At 57.9% G+C, this 18,403-nt stretch carries 15 protein-coding genes and 1 riboswitch; of the genes, 3 read left to right on the plus strand and 12 right to left on the minus strand.

Translation table 11 applies throughout. From position 1 onward, the window contains the following. Positions 1–132: 132 nt before the first annotated feature. Positions 133–1,524, plus strand: coding sequence for a phosphoglycerate transporter PgtP (gene pgtP, locus CE636_RS02850; RefSeq protein WP_017900298.1), 1,392 nt, complete (start codon positions 133–135; stop codon positions 1,522–1,524). 145 nt (positions 1,525–1,669) lie between these two features. On the opposite strand, the gene lysM is transcribed toward pgtP, so the two are convergent. The 10 genes from lysM to CE636_RS02900 all read right to left on the minus strand — a co-directional run bounded on the left by lysM (position 1,670) and on the right by CE636_RS02900 (position 13,827). Continuing rightward, positions 1,670–2,119 carry a peptidoglycan-binding protein LysM gene (gene lysM, locus CE636_RS02855; RefSeq protein ID WP_017900297.1) on the minus strand — a complete coding sequence of 150 codons (450 nt, stop codon included), beginning with the start codon at positions 2,117–2,119 and terminating at the stop codon, positions 1,670–1,672. Positions 2,120–2,249: 130 nt separating this feature from the next. Beyond that, positions 2,250–2,870, minus strand: a complete 621-nt coding sequence (locus CE636_RS02860) for a LysE family translocator (RefSeq protein ID WP_017900296.1) — start codon at positions 2,868–2,870, stop codon at positions 2,250–2,252. Positions 2,871–3,066: 196 nt separating this feature from the next. Continuing rightward, positions 3,067–3,858, minus strand: coding sequence for an HAD-IIB family hydrolase (locus CE636_RS02865; protein WP_017900295.1), 792 nt, complete (start codon positions 3,856–3,858; stop codon positions 3,067–3,069). 353 nt (positions 3,859–4,211) lie between these two features. Then, the gene (gene atzF / locus CE636_RS02870; protein WP_017900294.1) at positions 4,212–6,008 is read right to left on the minus strand and encodes an allophanate hydrolase; all 1,797 of its coding nucleotides are present in this window, start codon (positions 6,006–6,008) and stop codon (positions 4,212–4,214) included. Continuing rightward, on the minus strand, positions 6,005–9,610 hold the full coding sequence (gene uca / locus CE636_RS02875) for an urea carboxylase (RefSeq protein WP_017900293.1): 3,606 nt from the start codon (positions 9,608–9,610) through the stop codon (positions 6,005–6,007). Before uca ends, atzF begins: the two co-directional genes overlap by 4 nt. A gap of 166 nt (positions 9,611–9,776) precedes the next feature. Then, positions 9,777–10,412, minus strand: a complete 636-nt coding sequence (locus CE636_RS02880; protein ID WP_017900291.1) for an urea amidolyase associated protein UAAP2 — start codon at positions 10,410–10,412, stop codon at positions 9,777–9,779. A 10-nt stretch (positions 10,413–10,422) separates the two neighbouring features. After that, complete coding sequence (locus CE636_RS02885) at positions 10,423–11,151, minus strand: urea amidolyase associated protein UAAP1 (protein ID WP_017900290.1); 729 nt, start codon at positions 11,149–11,151, stop codon at positions 10,423–10,425. Between the two features lie 4 nt (positions 11,152–11,155). Beyond that, positions 11,156–11,932: an ABC transporter ATP-binding protein gene (locus tag CE636_RS02890; RefSeq protein ID WP_004205863.1), complete on the minus strand. Its 777-nt coding sequence runs from the start codon at positions 11,930–11,932 to the stop codon at positions 11,156–11,158. After that, complete coding sequence (locus CE636_RS02895) at positions 11,929–12,744, minus strand: ABC transporter permease (RefSeq protein ID WP_017900289.1); 816 nt, start codon at positions 12,742–12,744, stop codon at positions 11,929–11,931. Before CE636_RS02895 ends, CE636_RS02890 begins: the two co-directional genes overlap by 4 nt. Before the next feature lie 24 nt (positions 12,745–12,768). After that, positions 12,769–13,827, minus strand: a complete 1,059-nt coding sequence (locus CE636_RS02900; protein ID WP_017900288.1) for a putative urea ABC transporter substrate-binding protein — start codon at positions 13,825–13,827, stop codon at positions 12,769–12,771. Positions 13,828–13,883: 56 nt separating this feature from the next. Further along, positions 13,884–13,982: riboswitch (guanidine-I (ykkC/yxkD leader) on the minus strand. A 541-nt stretch (positions 13,983–14,523) separates the two neighbouring features. Here CE636_RS02900 and CE636_RS02905 point away from each other — a divergent pair. Next, entirely contained in the window at positions 14,524–14,874 is a 351-nt protein-coding gene (locus tag CE636_RS02905) for a hypothetical protein (RefSeq protein ID WP_017900287.1), read from the plus strand. A gap of 513 nt (positions 14,875–15,387) precedes the next feature. Here the strand turns inward: CE636_RS02905 and CE636_RS02910 are convergent. Beyond that, positions 15,388–15,819, minus strand: a complete 432-nt coding sequence (locus CE636_RS02910; RefSeq protein WP_017900286.1) for a DUF4354 family protein — start codon at positions 15,817–15,819, stop codon at positions 15,388–15,390. A gap of 701 nt (positions 15,820–16,520) precedes the next feature. On the opposite strand from CE636_RS02910, the gene oxlT reads away from it, so the two are divergent. After that, the gene (gene oxlT / locus CE636_RS02915; RefSeq protein WP_025999245.1) at positions 16,521–17,777 is read left to right on the plus strand and encodes an oxalate/formate MFS antiporter; all 1,257 of its coding nucleotides are present in this window, start codon (positions 16,521–16,523) and stop codon (positions 17,775–17,777) included. A gap of 38 nt (positions 17,778–17,815) precedes the next feature. On the opposite strand, the gene CE636_RS02920 is transcribed toward oxlT, so the two are convergent. Then, positions 17,816–18,352, minus strand: a complete 537-nt coding sequence (locus CE636_RS02920; RefSeq protein ID WP_017900284.1) for a GNAT family N-acetyltransferase — start codon at positions 18,350–18,352, stop codon at positions 17,816–17,818. Positions 18,353–18,403 lie beyond the last annotated feature (51 nt).

Genomic DNA, 18,403 nt, shown 5'->3' on the forward strand with positions numbered 1-18,403 from the left:
AAAATACCCCTCCCTTTTATTATTTTGAGTCAATTTTGACTCATTTCGACGATTTGAATTTTTTAGGCGCTTATTTCACCCTTCGGGGCAATTACCCGTGATGTTCATATCAATATAAATACAGGTGAAGACATGTTATCATTATTAAAAAAAGGCCCGTCGGCGAATAAAGTTCCAGCTGAGAAAATTCAGGCAACCTATGGTCGATACCGTATGCAGGCGCTGCTAAGCGTATTTCTGGGATACCTGGCGTACTATATCGTGCGCAATAACTTCACCTTATCCACGCCCTATCTGAAAGAACAGTTAGACCTTAGCGCCACGCAGATCGGTTTGCTCAGTAGCTGTATGCTCATCGCGTACGGGATCAGTAAAGGCGTGATGAGCAGCCTCGCGGATAAAGCCAGCCCGAAAGTCTTTATGGCCTTTGGTCTGGTGCTGTGCGCCATCGTCAACGTCGGGTTAGGATTCAGTACCGCATTCTGGGTCTTCGCTGCGCTGGTTGTCCTGAACGGCCTGTTTCAGGGTATGGGGGTCGGCCCCTCTTTTATTACTATTGCGAACTGGTTCCCGCGCCGTGAGCGTGGCCGCGTAGGGGCGTTCTGGAACATTTCCCATAACGTCGGCGGCGGAATTGTCGCCCCGATCGTCGGCGCCGCATTCGCTATTCTCGGCACCGAGCACTGGCAGAGCGCCAGCTACATTGTACCGGCCTGCGTGGCGGTGGTATTCGCCATTAGCGTACTGGTGCTGGGTAAGGGTTCGCCGCGCGAGGAAGGTCTGCCTTCGCTGGCAGAAATGATGCCGGAAGAGAAAGTGGTGCTGAAGACCAAACACGGCCAGAAAGCGCCGGAGAACATGAGCGCATTTCAGATCTTTTGTACCTACGTACTGCGTAACAAAAACGCCTGGTATGTCTCCTTTGTGGATGTGTTTGTCTATATGGTGCGTTTCGGCATGATCAGCTGGCTGCCAATTTACCTGCTGACGGTGAAACATTTTTCCAAAGAACAAATGAGCGTCGCATTCCTGTTTTTTGAGTGGGCGGCGATTCCGTCTACTCTGCTGGCCGGCTGGCTCTCCGACAAGCTGTTTAAAGGGCGCCGGATGCCGTTAGCCATAATCTGTATGACGCTAATCTTCATCTGTCTGATCGGCTACTGGAAAAGCGAATCTCTGCTGATGGTCACGGTATTCGCGGCGATTGTGGGCTGTCTTATTTACGTCCCGCAGTTTCTGGCCTCGGTCCAGACCATGGAAATCGTCCCCAGCTTTGCCGTCGGTTCAGCCGTGGGTCTGCGCGGATTTATGAGCTATATCTTTGGCGCATCGTTAGGCACCAGCCTGTTCGGCGTAATGGTCGATAAAATGGGCTGGCACGGCGGGTTCTATCTGCTGATGGGCGGGATCGTCTGCTGCATACTCTTCTGCTACCTCTCTCATCGCGGTGCGCTGGAACTTGAGCAACAGCGTAAAATCACCGAGCAGGAAGAGGCCCGACTGGCACTGGCTGACGCACAGTAAGCGCCTGACCCCGGCAAAAGAGCCCGCCTGCTGGCTCTTTTGCCGTTGAGAGAGCAGCTGATGTCTGTGACTGCTCCCGATGGCCGTATAAATGTCGTATTCCTGTCATCGCTGATGTTGCTGTTGAGAGGAATGAACTGTCTACTTACTTCGCCGGGATAATCAGCACCTGAACCGGATAGATTTTGTCGGGAGGGGTCAGCATCGGTTTATTGGCTTCAAAAATACGTTGATAATCATTGGCCGAGCCATACATCGCTTTTGAGATAGCGCTCAGGGTGTCACCGGATTTGACCGTGTAAAAACGACTTTCCGCCCCGCTATGCGTCACCTTAACGCCGTCACTGACCTGGCCTATGCCAGTGACATTACCTACCGCAACCAGAATTTTTTCCTTATCCTCCTGCGAAGCGACATCACCAGTGACCGTTGCGGTGCCATCTTCAGCAACAGCAATATTGACCTTTTCGGCGCCAGGCAGATTAAGTCCATCGATATGTTTTTTCAGCTTATCGGCCCGATCTTCTTTACTGTCGCCGGAGACGGCATCCCATATTTTTTCGCCCGCTTCTTTCATAAAATTTAATAATCCCATCTTTCCATACCTCCACGACTAAGCGTCAAAGTGCAGGAAATTTGCCCTGGTACGGCAGGAAAGTCTGTAGTCCGGCAAGGCGACACCTGATGAAAGCGGGCATTGTCCCCCAGGAGGACGAAACCGGAGATTACCGGCGGCTCATTGCCAGCTTCGCGGCGAATATCAGAAACAGGCAGCCGGTCGTCCGGTCCATCCATTTCACTACGGCCGGTTTTTTCAGGATGCCCGCGGCATAGCGAGTGGCGGTAATCAGCGTTAACGACCACAGCGTCCCAATCAATACATGGATAGTGACCAGCAGAAAGGTCCAGCTGACAGGTGAATGTCCGGCGGGGATAAACTGAGGTAAAAACGAAACGTAGAAAACGCCCATTTTGGGATTAAGCACATTCCCCAGCATCCCACGCAGAAACCAGTTACTGGTGGTAGTGGATTCTGCCAGGGTGGTGTTAAATTGCTGGCGCGGGTGCAGAAGCAATTGGATGCCCAGCCAACAAAGGTAGCCCGCGCCGCACCATTTCAACAAGGTGTAAGCCAGTTCAGAAACCGCCAGTAGCGTCCCTAAGCCAAAGGCCACCACGGCGCCCCAGATAAAGCATCCGAGATCAATGCCTAACGCGGCATGCAAGGCTTTGCGTCCCCCTTCCGCGGTCGCCGTGCGCAGGATAAGAGCAGTATCCAGACCTGGCGTCAGGGTAAGCAGTGTGGCAGCGAGGGTGTAAGCAAGAAGTGAATCCGTGACGAGCATTTCCTGTCTCCGAAAGAGACAAGGCTACTGAAGCGTTCACATTTTTGCAACAAGAATGATGAGCCATTCAACGTGGATGGCGTTCCGCCTGGATAACGGCAAGTCCCCTATGAGGCTCTCTATCCAACGCATACAACAACCGGACCTGTTGCTACCAATGGATCCGGTTGCCATCTGCCAGAGCGGAGAAGGCAACTTAACTGATGCTTGCCCTTTTGGCATTTAAAATTCTGTTCGCGCCATCAACAAACCCTTCACCACCTGGAAATTGACTTATCCAGCGCGGCAATGATGGTATAACTTGCGCTATGTCGTTGATCGTGTTCATTCCCAACGTTTTGCTGTAGTAGCTGAACATGGGGGCGTCATTGAGCGAATCACCACTGTAGAAAACCGATGCCTGTTCATCTGATTCTTCCAGTGCGTAAAAATGCTTTAACACCTTTCTGCTCATGACGAGTTTGTCATACTCCCCTAACCACCCCAGTACCCATAGATTATTAATGGTATAGCAGCATTTATTTTCCGCTAATTCGTCAATGAGCTGTCTGGTCTGCTCATGATTTTTGGGAAGTTTGAAAGCAATACTCGTCAGGCGAAAATCCTGATCGTCAGACACTTCAACCCAGGGGTATTTCTGGCGAATCTTGAGAAGGATGTGGCTGATTTTTTCTCGATTGAGAAGATATTTGTCTTCATGCCAGAAGTACCTGTTAATGCCATGTTCGATGTTATTTCTGGTAAGAAATAATCCTCCATTTTCAGCGATGACCCCATCAACTGGCCACATTCTCGCCATCTGATCGGCCCAGCCGGCAGAGGCCGCCGTTACCGGAATCACCTTAATGCCCGCATGTTGTAGCATTTCCAGACTCTGATAGGTTCTGGCCTGCAGTCTGCCCTTATAAGTCAGCGTTTCATCCATATCTGTTAAAACAAAACGAATATTCTGTAGCTCTTCATTCGTAACGTTATCAATTAAATTCATAAATCCCCCATAATGGTGATGTTAATGGTTTTCTTGATAAACGTTAATATCAATTTGGTATTTGTTATTCTTTATTAACTCGAGAGATTTGAACCTTCTTACTGTGCGAATAAAGTCCGCAGGGGCATTATCTGGCCGAAGATTAATTCATTGGTCCCTACATTCAGCAGGAACCTATCGAGACTTGCGCTTCCCTGCGCTATCAACGATCTGCGCCATCAGCAACCCCTGCTTATCGCTTCAACTCGTCCTGCCACAGCGAGGATGACGCCAGCTTTTCTTCCCGAGCCGTCGCCTGGCGTCCGGATGGTGCGGAAGTTCCCTCTGCGGCGCTACCGCAGAGGGTTTCCGGTTTACCTGGCCAGCCACTGACGCCAGCCGCCCCAGGCGGTGATCTCTGTGGCCGCGCCCAGCCCTCCGGCTTCGCAAATAAAGCCTGTCACCCAGCGGCCGTCGGCCAGCTCAATCTGTCCCAGCCCCAGCGGCGCGGGGATGGCGGCCAGCAGCGACCCCACCTCGGCGCTGGGGATCTCCCAGACTTCCACGGCTATCGCGTCCCCCTCTGGCTCGTCACGCACCATCGCCGGGCGCTTGCCATCCGGAAGGACATACAACCGATAGCGCGGCGCGCTGTGGGTCGCCTGCAGCAGCCTGCCGCCCCGCGCCAGCAATTGACCGTTCAGCGGCTGGCCGGACAGATGTGCGCCGCATACCGCGAGAGCCATCCGATCATGACCCGCGGGATGCGCAGGCGGCGGGCTTTCCAGCCGCGCGCCGCCTGCCAGCGGTAGCCGCTCCGCGCGCTGGAAGGCGTCGGCCATGCTCAGCAAATACTGATCGGTAAAGGCCCGGCCAAACAGCGTGACGCCGGAGGGCAGCCCGTCGGGCATAAACCCGCACGGCACGCTCACCGCCGCATAGTCCAGCAGGTTCATAAAGTTGGTGTAGTAGCCCAGGTCGGCATTGCGGGCGATGGGCTCCACCGCCAGCTCGTCGAGCGTTACCGGGCGCGGAACGGTTGGCGTCAGCACGCAGTCCAGCGTCTCGAGGATGGCATCGCACTGCGCTTTATACCCCTGCAGCTGATACATCGCCTTAAAGGTCGCCGTCGCGTCGATATCAGGCGCTTTCGCCAGCACATCGCGAATGACCGGCAGCACGGCATCCGGCTGCTGCTCAATCAGCGGCCCTGCCACCGCATAGCGTTCAGCAACCCATGGTCCGTCATATAGCAGGCGGGCGGCGGCCAGAAAAGGCGCGAAATCGATCGCTACCGGCACACCGCCGAGCGCCGTCAGCCGCTGCACGGCCTGGGCGAACAGCGCTTCGCTGACGCGGCAGCCGAGGAAGTTAAGCTCCCGTGGGACGCCAAAGCGAAACCCGACGGACGGCCTGCCGAAGGCCTGACGGCTGTTCCACTGGGGATTGCGGCGGCTGTAGCTATCCTGCTGAACGGATCGGGCAACCAGGGCCAGCAGCTGGCTGGCCTCGTCGGCGGTGGCGCTGAAAAAGGTCACGCAGTCCAGCGTCCGGCAGGCAGGTACCACTCCAGCGGTAGAGATCACCCCTTTCGTCGCTTTCAGCCCCACCAGGTTATTCAGCCCGGCCGGGACGCGACCGCTGCCGGCGGTGTCGGTCCCCAGCGCGAAGCTTGCCACGCCCAGCGCTACCGCCAGCGCGGAGCCGGCGCTGGAGCCGCCGGAGGGATAAGCGGGATGGTACGCGTTGCGGCAGCGGCCATACGGCGAACGGGTCCCGTTCAGGCCGGTGGCAAACTGGTCGAGATTGGTTTTGCCCACCGGCACCGCCCCCAGGGCAATCAGCTGAGCGACAATGGTCGCGCTTTGCGTCGGCCGGTAAGCAAACGCCGGACAGGCAGCGGTGGTGACGATCTCCGCAAGGTCAATATTATCTTTGATCGCGAACGGCACCCCGTACAGCGGGAGCGTCTCTGGCGAATGGCCTTCCAGCGCCGCCAGAAACGGCGCCTGCTCTGCTTCGCTCAGGAGATGAATAAACAGATTAAACTCGGGATTCAGCGCTTCCGCCCGCTGGCGGATCGCCGCCAGCAGGGCGCGCGGGGTGGTGTTGCCGTTACGATAGTTCGCCGCCAGGGTCGCCAGGCGTAAATCAAACGTCTGCTGCATCATGCCTTCTCCTCAATAATCACTGCCACCCGCTGCCCGGCACGCACCGCGCTGCCTGGCTGCACATTGACCTGCTGAACCCTGCCATCGCATGGCGCCAACAGCGGGATCTCCATTTTCATCGACTCAAGCACCACCAGCACATCGCCGGCACGTACCTGGCGGCCCACCGCGGTCTGCACCTGCCACAGATTGCCGGATACCGGGCTTTCCACCCCCTGCTCCCCCGGCTGCAGCGGCGCATCGCCCGCCTCTTCTGTCACGCTCTCCTGACTGTCGAAATGGGCCTGGCCGCTGGCGATCCAGCGCTCGCGCTCGGCGTTAAACGCCCGCTGCTGATGGTCGCGAAATGCGCCAATGCTCTGCGCCTCGCGAGAGAGAAACTGCTGGTACTCCGCCAGCCGCAGCGTGCTGTGCTCGATGCGCAGCGGGTAGCGTCCGAGCGGGAAATCGCGGCGAATCTCCAGCAGTTCCTCCGCCGAGACCGGATAGAAACGCAGCTGGTCGAAAAAGCGCAGCAGCCAGGGCTTGCCAGCAAAATCAGCCACCTCGTGATAGCGGCTCCACATCTGCAGGGTGCGACCGACAAACTGATAGCCGCCCGGGCCCTCCATGCCGTAGACGCACAGATACGCCCCGCCGATGCCCACCGAGTTTTCCGCCGTCCAGGTTCGCGCCGGGTTGTATTTGGTGGTGACCAGCCGATGGCGCGGATCAAGGGGGGTAGCCACCGGTGCGCCGAGATAGACATCGCCGAGCCCCATCACCAGATAGCTGGCGTCAAACACCGTTTGCCACACCGCCTGCTCATCCGGGAGATCGTTTATCCGGCGAATAAACTCGAGGTTGCTTGGGCACCAGGGGGCGTCCGGGCGGACGGTGGTCATATATTTGTCGATCGCCTTGCGGCAGGCGGGATCGTCCCAGGAGAGCGGGAGATGCACCACCCGTGTAGGCACCTGCAGATCGTCGCTCATGCAGACCGTGGCCCACTCCTCGCGGACCCACGCCAGCAGGGTCTCCAGCGCCAGCGTTTCCGGCTGGTAATGCAGCTGCAGGGAGCGGATCCCCGGCGTGATATCAATGATCCCTTCCCGGGCTTGCTCCTCAAGGGCCTGCATCAGGGCATGGATGCGAAAGCGCAGCACCAGATCCAGCTCCGCCTCACCGGCCTCCAGCAGCAGATGGGTATCGCCGGAGAGGCGCGCCACCAGGCGTTTGTCAGCGTCGCCGCAGGTCATCACCACCGGCGAGGTAAGCGGCACAGGCTGCCAGGCAACGTCCTGCGCCTGCAGGGTCGCCAGCTCCGCGCGACGGCCTGCCGCCAGTCGCCGGGCGGTGGGGACGTCCACCGCCACAAAGCGCACTTTATCCCCCGCCTTAAGCTGGCCCAGTTGCCAGAGATCGGCTTCGATCACCGTCACCGGGCAGACGAAGCCCCCGAGGCTTGGGCCGTCCGGCCCGAGGATCACCGGCATATCGCCGGTAAAATCCACGGCCCCCACGGCATAGGGGTTGTCATGAATATTCGACGGATGCAGCCCGGCTTCGCCGCCGCTGTCGCGGGCCCAGACCGGCTTGGGCCCGATCAGGCGCACGCCGGTGCGGCTGGAGTTAAAATGCACCTCCCAGTCGGTGGCAAAAAAGGTCGCCATATACGCCGGGGCAAAGAACTCCGGCGCGCCGTGGGGACCATAGATCACCCGCAGCGTTCGCACTGCCGCAAGCTCAGTGCGCAACCCTGCAGGAAGCGCCGCGCTTTCCGTGGTCTCAGCCGGAGGTGCAAGATGCAGCACGTCGCCGGCGCGCAGCGCCCGTCCGCCGTGGCCGCCAAACTGACCGAGGGTAAAGGTGCTTTTACTGCCCAAATAATCCGGCACCTGAATGCCGCCGCGCAGGCAGAGATAGCTTCTGACCCCTGGCCCGCTTATCGCCCCCAGCCTGAGGGTCGCCCCCGCCGGAACAGGGAAGACGCAGTCCATCTTCTGGTCGACGCCGTCGAGCGTTACGGCCAGCGGCGCGCCGCAGACCACCGCCTGTACGGCGGTATTAAATTTCAGGGTGGGTCCGCTAAGGGTGATCTCCAGCGCAGCGTCGCCCTCGGCATTGCCCAGCAGACGGTTGCCCAGGCGCAGCGCCCGGTCATCCATCGGTCCCGAGGGCGGTACGCCCACCGCCCAGTACCCCAGACGTCCCGGGTAGTCCTGGACGCTGGTCTGGGTGCCGGCGCTCAGAACCTCCACGGTATCGGCCCGGTAGCGCAACTGCTCCAGACAGCGAGTCCAGGGTTCTCCGGCAGTAAACGGCGCAAAGCTGAGGATCTGCTGCAGGTACTGGCGGTTGGTTTCGACGCCGTACAGGCGGGTCTCTGCCAGAGCCTGCGCCAGGCCGGCGATCGCCTCATCGCGGCTGGGGCGCCAGACGATAGCTTTCGCCAACAGCGGGTCGAAAAACGGCGGCACCTCACACCCGGCCTCCACCCAGCGATCGATGCGCAGGGTGGCGCCGTCCGCCGGTGGAAACCAGACGTCGGTTAACAGTCCGGGAGAAGGCTGAAACTGGCGGCCAGGATCTTCGGCGTAAATTCGCGCCTGAATAGCATGGCCCCGGGGCTGTAGCCCGGCGGCAAGCTCGCTCAGCGGCGGTAAATCCCCTGCCGCCAGGGCGATCATCCAGTGCACCAGGTCCACGCCCCACACCTGCTCCGTCACGCCGTGCTCCACCTGCAGTCGGGTATTGACCTCGAGGAAATAGAAACGCTGCGCCGCGCTGTCGTAGACAAACTCCACCGTCCCGGCGCTGCGGTAGTTCACTGCTTTTCCAAGGGCAATGGCCGCGCTACACAGCGCCTGCGCCATCCCGTCCGGCAGATTTGGCGCCGGGGTCTCTTCAATCACTTTCTGGTTACGTCGCTGCAGCGAGCAGTCGCGCACGCCGAGGGCGATAACTTCCCCCTTCCCGTCGCCGAAGATTTGCACCTCCAGATGGCGGGCGCGTTCGATATATTTTTCGAGAAACACCCCGGCGTCGCTGAAGTTGTTTTGCCCCAACCGCTGTACCGTGGCAAACGCCTCTCTCAGTTCGCGGGCGTCGCGGCAGACGCGCATGCCAATCCCTCCGCCGCCCGCCGTGCTCTTGAGCATCACCGGGTAGCCCACCGCCTCAGCCGCCCGGCAGGCTTCCTCACTGTCGGCCAGCAGTGCGCTGCCTTCCAGCAGCGGAACGCCCTCCGCCTTCGCCAGGGCGCGGGCGGTATGCTTCAGGCCGAAGGTTCGCAGCTGTTGCGGAGTCGGGCCAACAAACGCCAGTCCCGCCGCCTCACAGGCTTCGGCGAAGGCGGCGTTTTCCGACAGAAAGCCGTAGCCGGGATGGATAGCGCGGGCGCCGCTCTGCAGCGCGGCGGCAATGATCTTCTCTACCACCAGATAGGTTTGCGCTGCCGGCCCCTCGCCAAGGCTGAGCGCCTCATCCGCTTCGCGGACGTGCAGACTGCTCAGGTCGGCTTCGGCGTAAACGGCGACGCCCTTCACCTGCATGGCGCGCAGGGTGCGCAGAATGCGGCAGGCAATCGCCCCGCGGTTGGCAATCAGTAAGGTATCAAACATAAGCGGAACTCACAGCGAAGCGGGTCGTCCCGCAATAATTCGTCTTCCCCTGAGGTCGTCCCCGGGAGAGCCGGCGCTTAAGGGTGGCGCGTCGGCGTGTGGTTCAGGCGGTCGGCGCGAACGGCGAACAGCCGAAAGGCCAGCAAACGCCAGCGCTGCCAGCGGGTCAGTTCCATACCAGCACCTCGGCGGGGGTCGGGTTCCAGCCGTTGCAGGGATTGTTGAGCTGCGGGCAGTTGGAGATCAGCACCATGGCGTTACACTCCGCGCGCAGTTCCACGTATTTTCCCGCCGCCGAAATGCCATCCTCGAAGGTCAGACCCCCCTCCGGCGTCACCGGCACGTTCATAAAGAAGTTAATGTTGGCGCCGATATCGCGTTTATGCAGACGGCCATCGTGCAGACAGGCGCAGAGAAAATTGTCCCGGCAGCTGTGCATATAGCGCTTGTCGAGAGCGTAGCGCACGGTATTGCTCTCCTGGGCGCAGGCGCCGCCGAGGGTATCGTGCCGCCCGCAGGTATCGGCCACGATGGTCATCAGCGGATGACCAAGATTGGAATAGAGCACGCTGCCGGCAGTCAGGTAGGCGTTACCCTGGCGGCGCAGCGTGCGCTGCGCATCGTAGCGCTCTCGCGGGTTGTCGGCGTTGTAAAACAGAGTATCAATCGCCTGGTTGCCTTCAAGATCGAGCAGGCGCAGGGTTTGCCCTTTTTTTACCTCAAACAGCCACGGCTCCCCGGCGGGGATCACATGGCGATAGACGGCCTCTTCCGGGCGTCGGTTACTGGTGATAAGGGTCATAAACGCCTCCTTACAGGGCAAAAAGTTGGGTATTGCGGAACGCGCGCTGGTTCTCATCGCGGGTCAGGAGCGCCTGGGTGGCTGCGTCTTCATCGTCGGCCTGATACCAGCTCAGCTGCACCGGACGGGGGGCATACTCGGTGGCCGGATCCTGGGGATGCGGCAGCGCGGTGAGCACCAGCAGGACGTCCATCGGGGCATACAGTTCCACGTAATCCCCGGCGCGGCTGTTGCCGGAGACAAAGTGAAAGCGCCCCTGGTCATCGACGGTGACTTTGCTGAAGAAGTTGACCACCATCAGCAGATCTTCCAGACCGAGATCCCATTTCCCCATCTCCACCAGCAGGTTATCGACGCCGTTGCGGTAGAAGCCATTGCGTAATTCCTGGTAGCGTCCGGCGCCATATTTGTCGTGCGTCTCTTCGGCGTTAAGGACCCCGCCGAACGGATCGTGCCAGCCGCAGCTGTCGGCGACGATCCCGGCGAGCACCCGGCCCATATCGGAGTAGAAACAGTGCCCGGCGGTCAGACGCGCGGTATGCTGCCCCTTGAGGGTATCCGGCAGGTTCAGGCGCTCACTTTTCTCATGGGGGTTGAGCATCATCATGCTGACGTTCGCCCCGCCGTCGATATCGGTCAGGCGCAGGATCTGCCCTTTGCGCAAAATCAGCGAGGTGTGCGCCCCGCCGGGAAGCTGCTCTTCGCGCAGGCTGGGGGTGGAGTGAAGCAGTTCAGTCATCAATTTATCTCCTTAATGCGTAAACGTTGGTGTCGCTACCGGCGGCCAGCTGTGCCATCCGCGCTTCATTGAGCGGGATGTCGTAGGTAATACGCGCTCCCCAGGCGTTGGGCGCCTGCGGGTCGATGCGCACTTTGTCGAACACCAGCAGCCTCGTGCCGAGGTTGAAGCCTTCCGCCAGGTCGTGGGTGACCATAAACACCGTCATGCGCGTTTCGCTCCACAGCTGGAGCAGCAGCGCATGCATATCCTTGCGAATGCCGGGATCCAGCGCGCCGAAGGGCTCGTCCAGCAGCAGCACCCGCGGCTGCATCACGAACGCCTGGGCAATGGCCAGCCGCTGTTGCATCCCGCCCGAGAGCTGCGCCGGGTATTTATCCAGGGCGTGTCCCAGGCCCACTTTCTCCAGCATCCGCTGGGCCTGTTGCCGGGCCTCGCGCTTTCTGCCGCCAAACAGGCGCCCCAGCAGCGGGGACGCCGGCAGCTCCAGACCGATGGCGACGTTATCCAGCACGTTGAGATGCGGAAACACCGAATAGCGCTGGAAGACCACACCACGACTGCGGTCCGGCTCCGCCGCCAGCGGCTGGCCGTCGAGCAGGATGGCACCACGGGTCGGTTTTTCCTGACCGAGCAGCAGGCGCAGAAAGGTCGATTTACCACAGCCGGACGCGCCGACCATCGAGCAAAACTCGCCCTCTTTGACCTGCAGATTGATGCGCTCCAGCACCACGTGGTCGCCGTACTCCTGCCAGATGTTTTTGATGTCGATAAAACTCATCCCCGACCTCCTTCCGCCCACGGGAAACAGGCCTTGTGCAGCTGGCGCAGCGCCAGATCCATCAGCCATGCCAGCAAAGTGATCCAGATGACATAGGGAATAATCACGTCCATCGCCATATAGCGCCGCACCAGGAAAATGCGGTACCCCAGCCCGGCGGTGGCGGAGATGGCCTCGGCGGAGATGAGGAACAGCCATGCCGAGCCCAGCAGCAGGCGCAGAGAAGTGATCAGCCGCGACAGCAGCTGGGGAAGCACCACCCGCAGCACCAGGGTCCAGCTATTGGCCCCCAGGGTCTGCGCCTTTATAAACAGCTCCGCCGGGATCTCCCGCGCCCGCTGCTCCAGGTCGCGCGCCAGCATCGGCGTAATGCCGATGACGATCAGCATCACTTTCGACAGCTCATCCAGGCCAAAGACGATAAACAGCACCGGCAGGATCGCCAGCGGCGGGATCATTGACACCACCGTCATCAGCGGCGACAGCGCCGCGCGGTACATCGGGAAGACGCCGGCGGCGATACCAATGCCGAGGCCGATCAGCGACGAGACGGCCAGGCCCGTCAGCAGACGGCTCAGGCTGATCAGCGTGTCGGCCCACAGCAGATACTCGCCGCTGCGTTTGTCCGGGGTGAACGCCATCCGGTCAATGGCTGCCACCATCTGCGACAGGCCTGGCAGCAACTTGTCCTGCGGATTGGCTTCCAGCCGCACCGCCGATCCCATAAACCAGGCGGCGATCAGCACGACAAAAGGCAGCAGCATCAGCGTCAGGCGCATCCCCTTTTGGGGATAACGGTTAATGTGGCGCATGGCGTGGTCTCCCGGCGGCAATCATTAGAGCTGGCCCGCGGCGGCCAGCTTCAGGTAGCTGTCGTCAAAGCGCAGTTTGCGGTTGGCGGCATCGCCGAGGATGACATTTCCCGGAAAGGTCATGCCGATAAAGTCCGCGCTCTGCGCCCCTTCACCCAGCAGGCCTTTATCGAACGAGAACTGCGCCACTCGCTGCATGGTTTTCGCCAGATCTGGCGAGGAGATAAACGCCAGGGTGTCGGCAGGCGTCCAGAACAGATGGGTGGTTTTCAGCTGCGCCTGATAGCCGGCAAGATCGGTACCGGCGTCGGCGGCCATGGCGCTCAACGCCTGGCTATCCCCGGCCTTCATTTTGGCCATCATTTCAAACCAGGCGCCGGTCAGGGCTTTGCCCAGCGCGGGGTTATCTTTCAGGGTCTGGGTATTCACCACCATCATGTCGATAAGCTCGCCGGGCACCTGCGAGGAGCTAAACACTTCGCTGGTTTGCGGGGTCTTTTTGATAACCGACAGCTGTGGATTCCAGGCCACCGCCGCCCGCACGCCGCTGGTGCCGAAGGCCGAGACGATATCGGCATCAGAGGTATTCACCACCTTGACGTCTTTTTCCTGTAGCCCGGCTTTTTCCAGGCCGCGCACCAGCAGATAGTGGGATACCGACAGCTCCGGGAGATACACCGACATTCCTTTCAGGTCGCTGAGCTTTTTATCCACCCCTTTGAGGACCACCCCGTCGTTACCATCGGAGTAGCTGCCGGTGATCAGCGCCGTACTGTCGACACCGCCCGCCGCCGGGATCGTCAACGCGTCCATGTTGGTCATCGTGCAGCCGTCAAACTGCCCGGCGGTGTACTGGTTGATGGATTCGATGTAATCGTTGAGCTGAACGATATTGATTTTGATGCCGTATTTGCTGGCCCATTTATCAATGATCTTTTCATTGCTGATGGCGCCCCAGGGCATCCAGCCGGCGTAGATGGTCCAGCAGACGTTGAACTCTTTTTTGACGGCGGCAAAGGACGGGACGCTGGTCAGCAGCGTCAGCGACAGGACGAGTGAGCGGAGGAGCGGCGATGTTTTCATGGTGGACCTCTGGTTAGCACGAGAAACGGAGCAGCGCGACACCCAACGGTGCTGCTGTCTCCCGGGCTTTTATCCCGCCGTGTAACCTCGCCGAGGTCGCCAGCTCTCGGACCAGACGTTCACCGCGGTGAACCGGAACCCTAGCCAGCTATTGTGTGATCTGAATTGTCTGTTGCGCTGCTTTCTGCCGATGTTCTTGCAAGCACCATGCCAGGAGCCAAATAGCCGTTCCATCAGCGATTTACCGCCAACCGGGGCATCGCCTCCCAAAAATGGGGAGTAAAAGTGGGGCATTGCATGGCTTTGGTGCAGAGGGAAAGCCAACCGCGTCCTGGCAAACAACCGGCCGTTGGTCATGGGGGATGAGTCCTGTAACTAATGATCATTGCGCGGGTAAATGTTTGCCATTACGCCGCTTCGATATTTGGGAAGTAGCAGGGACTTCTCCGCTGCCCCGTCGCCAGGGGGCGTTATCCTTATTTTTCCGCCTGTACGACCCGCCTGACGGTAAAGCATTTAAATGTTGAATACCTACTAACGCTAAATTTCCTGGTTGTGCGTTTTAACGCACGATGATAATATTGCGCCACGTTAAGGAGAGGGGCGGAATGAAATCACCATTCGTTAATCCAGCATGATTAGCCTGTTAAATACAAGTTAAAATCACGCCAATGTTATTTAACACAGAGAGGATCCATGAAAATATTGCTGATGTTACCACCCCTTATTCTGTTAAATGGTTGTGTGGATCTCGGGGATGTAGGGATACATCCGGAAGAAAAAACTTACTATGTTAATCAGGGAAAAAGCCAGGTGGTTGATTGCCTTCATTATGCAGCCACTAAAGAGAAACTATCACTGGAATATGATGACACTCTCCCTGAAAATGTTTATAAGTACAATCTGATAAATACTGAAACCACGGCTGTCGCGTGGGTTGAAATCAGCAAATTCAACAGCAGGAAGACTTCGGTAGAATTTTATTATGCGCCGCATGCGCCGGATATACATCGGTCGGTTACTGCCATTGCTGAACGGTGCACATAATGCGCAGATAAATAGCAACAGAATTAAGCTATCAGAGAACGAATGATGAAAAGATCTCTCCTTTTGCTAATAACAGTGCTGATGATATCTGGCGAGTTACACGCTGATACTGTTTTGTATCAGGATAGCAGTTTTGTCGAGCGATCCCTTTTTTCAGGTGCAGTAAGCAAACCGAAGCACCCTAATAAATTTGCTATGAGTTTTGGCATATGCCAACTGAGAAAAATCATCAGGAGCGTCACGGATAGCGGAGCAAAAAAGACGCGTAAGGTTGTCCAATAACTGGCCAGTGCATCCCCCTCCCGGCAGACGCACCTCCTCCGCGTAAAACCGAAATACGAGTGACCCTCTTCAGGTGAGCGCGGTGCTTGTCACCACTGGTCTCTGCCTCGCACGCATCCTCATCATTCAGTTGGAATGTTCAGGTAAATAATAAGGTCTCGTAACACCTGACTGACGCCCGGTGTTACGCTAACATCATATAAGGCAGATCATCCACACTCTGGATGGTGGTTATTTTGTTAAGCACTCTTTACCGAAAGCAAGACGAACAAAAGGTATATTCAGTATTTCAGGATCGGCGCTGCTGAATAACACGCTTCCGGTTCGGCTTTCAATGGGTTTGTATTTTTTCAGCATCTCCATTTGAATTCCGGTGCTCATAAATGATTTGCCATTTTTATCATACAAAAAGAAGCACATTTTGTTATCTTTGCCTGGTTCAATGCTTTTATTAGAGTAATTATCAAGCGTAACTTTATAGAATATCAGATACTTCGCCTCGCCGGTAACGCTATCCCATTCACTTCCGGTGGACTCCTTTTGCGCAAAAATCTTGATCCCCGAAAAATAAGGATCATGATTCTTTTTCTCATCAGCCTGCACCATTCCTGAGGCAGCGATAGCTACAGCCAGCGCAATACCTTTCGTAATATAGTTATGCATTTCAACCTCATTAAATTCACTATTAAGCATGCGCTACCATAGATCATGATATTGGTATTATCAATGATATTATCCATGTTCACTCAATGATCAAAATTCAGCCTGCAAATATATTTAAACCTATAAATCAACACATTGAGAAAATAACCATTAAAACAATTCTAATTTGAATTTAAAAAATTGTTACCAGTAACTTGTTGTTCACTTTTTTCTGCGTCATGTTTATGCACGGTTTATCTTTACTTTACCAGGATGCTATTTAAAGCCGTTCGCACCGGCCAGGTTAGCGCCCCCAGTATCCATGGCGTGAATATCATCAGCGATCCTGAACAGGATAAGCAGGAGAGTTCCTGTCCCCCGCTTGAATGCCATGTCTATTTTTCCATCAGACCTACCATCGACCTGGTGCCAGTCAGCAAGTGAAGCGCACAGCGATGACCCATTTGCACCGACTCAGTGCCGGCTGTTCACCATACTGAAGCCCATCAAATCCCGCATCGCCATGTTAACTGCATGTATATAAAGCACTATTTTAACTGGCACGTTTAATGCTGTGCGCTTGTATACCGCGATGTGGACAAGATCGTATGCCGTATGGCCACAACACGTCGTCACTCTGCGGTCGCCACCTTCCCCTTTCCGTGAGGCATCCAGGGTGAATGCGTTTCACGGAAGTCTGTTAACTGAAAACGGAGAACAACATGACGACACTCAGCGAACCGTTGGTTACCCCGAAATATGGCAAATGGCGCCAGCTGGTGCTGGGCTTGATCTGTATGGCCGCCATCTCCAGCCCGCAATATGTCTGGACGCTGCTGACGAAACCCCTGGCCGCCAGGCTGGGCGTCGGTCTGCCCGAGCTGCAGGTCACCTTCTCGCTGCTGATCATCCTCCAGACCTTCTTTTCGCCCTTTCAGGGGCGGTTAGTGGAAAAATTTGGCCCACGGCGGCTGATCGCTATCGGCACGGTGATGGCCGGAATGAGCTGGGTGCTTTCTGCGCAGATGAAGGGCCTGGCGACGCTGTGGCTGGTTTATGGCTGCATGGGCGGCCTCGGGACCGGGATCGTCTATATCGGCGTTGTCGGCCTGATGGTTAAATGGTTCCCAAGGCAGCGGGGTTTTGCCGCCGGCGCGGTGGCGGCGGGCTACGGGATGGGGGCCATCATAACCACTTTCCCCATCTCCCTGTCGCTGACCACTAACGGCCTTGAACACACGCTGACAACTTTCGGGATCCTGTTCGCCCTCGTCGGCTTCCTCGCCAGTCAGGGGCTGAAGCTGCCGCCGCCTGCTGTCTCCCTGCCCGTCAGCCAGACGGTGGCGCAGAGCAGCAGATCGTTTACCTCCCGGGAAATGCTGCGCCAGCCGCTGTTCTGGCTGATGTTTGCCATGATGGCGATGATGTCGACTTCCGGGCTGATGGTCACCTCGCAGATGGCGGTGTTCGCCGAGGACTTCGGCATTAGCCAGGCGGTGGTATTTGGCATGGCGGCGCTGCCGCTGGCGTTAACGATAGACCGCTTCACCAACGGCTTAACCCGGCCGCTGTTTGGTTTTATTTCCGACCGCTTCGGCCGCGAGCAAACCATGTTTATCGCCTTTGCGCTGGAGGGAGTGGCGATGACGCTCTGGCTGGCGTGCCGGGAAGATCCGCTGCTGTTTGTCCTGCTCTCCGGGGTGGTGTTCTTTGGCTGGGGGGAAATCTTCTCGCTCTTCCCGTCGATGCTCACCGATACGTTCGGCAGCGAACATGCCGCCAGCAACTATGGCTGGCTGTATATTTCGCAGGGCATCGGGTCCATCTTCGGCGGCCCGCTGGCGGCGCTGCTCTATCAGTACACCCACGGCTGGCATGTGGTTTTCAGCTGCGCCATTGGTCTGGATTTTATCACCGCCGCCCTCGCGCTGTGGGTGCTAAAACCGTGGCGCGCGCGCTTTATCCGCCAACATAGCTGATCGCCCGGCCGGACAGAAGTGACGGCCATGCCGTCACTTCACTGATATTCGCTGCGCAGCAGCGCGTACAGATACTCATCGCCCCACTCGCCTTTAAAAAAGATATTCTGCCGGTAATGCGCCTCGCGACGAAAGCCCAGCCCTTCGAGGAGTTTGATCGCCCCGGTATTGCGAGTGTCTACCACCGCTATCAGCCGGTGATGGGCTAACTGCTCAAAGAGTAAGGCTATCACCGCCCGCATGGCTTCCCGGGCATACCCCTGATGCTGATATGCCGGGGAAAAGGTCATCCCCAGCTCGGCCTGTCTGCCCTGATCGAAAAAGTGGATCCCCACATCTCCCGCCAGCGCACCGTTGGCCTGGATCGCTACGGCAAGCTGGAACCAGCTTTCATCCTCAGCAAAGGCCAGCGAACGCTGTTGTTCATAGAAGGCTGTCGCCTCTGCCATGCTGTAGTGGGTCCAGCTCTGAAAGCGGGCCACCTCCGGCAGGTTGCGATAATGGCTGAAAGACGGCAGATCTTCCGTTCTGAACCGGCGCAGCAGCAGCCGGGGCGTGGTCAGGGGTAACATCATCTCTTCTCTTCTTCCTGGTGAGACGGGCAATCGCGCGCCATCTTAACCTGC

The organism is Klebsiella sp. LY, from assembly GCF_004010915.1.
GTDB lineage: Bacteria > Pseudomonadota > Gammaproteobacteria > Enterobacterales > Enterobacteriaceae > Klebsiella > Klebsiella quasipneumoniae.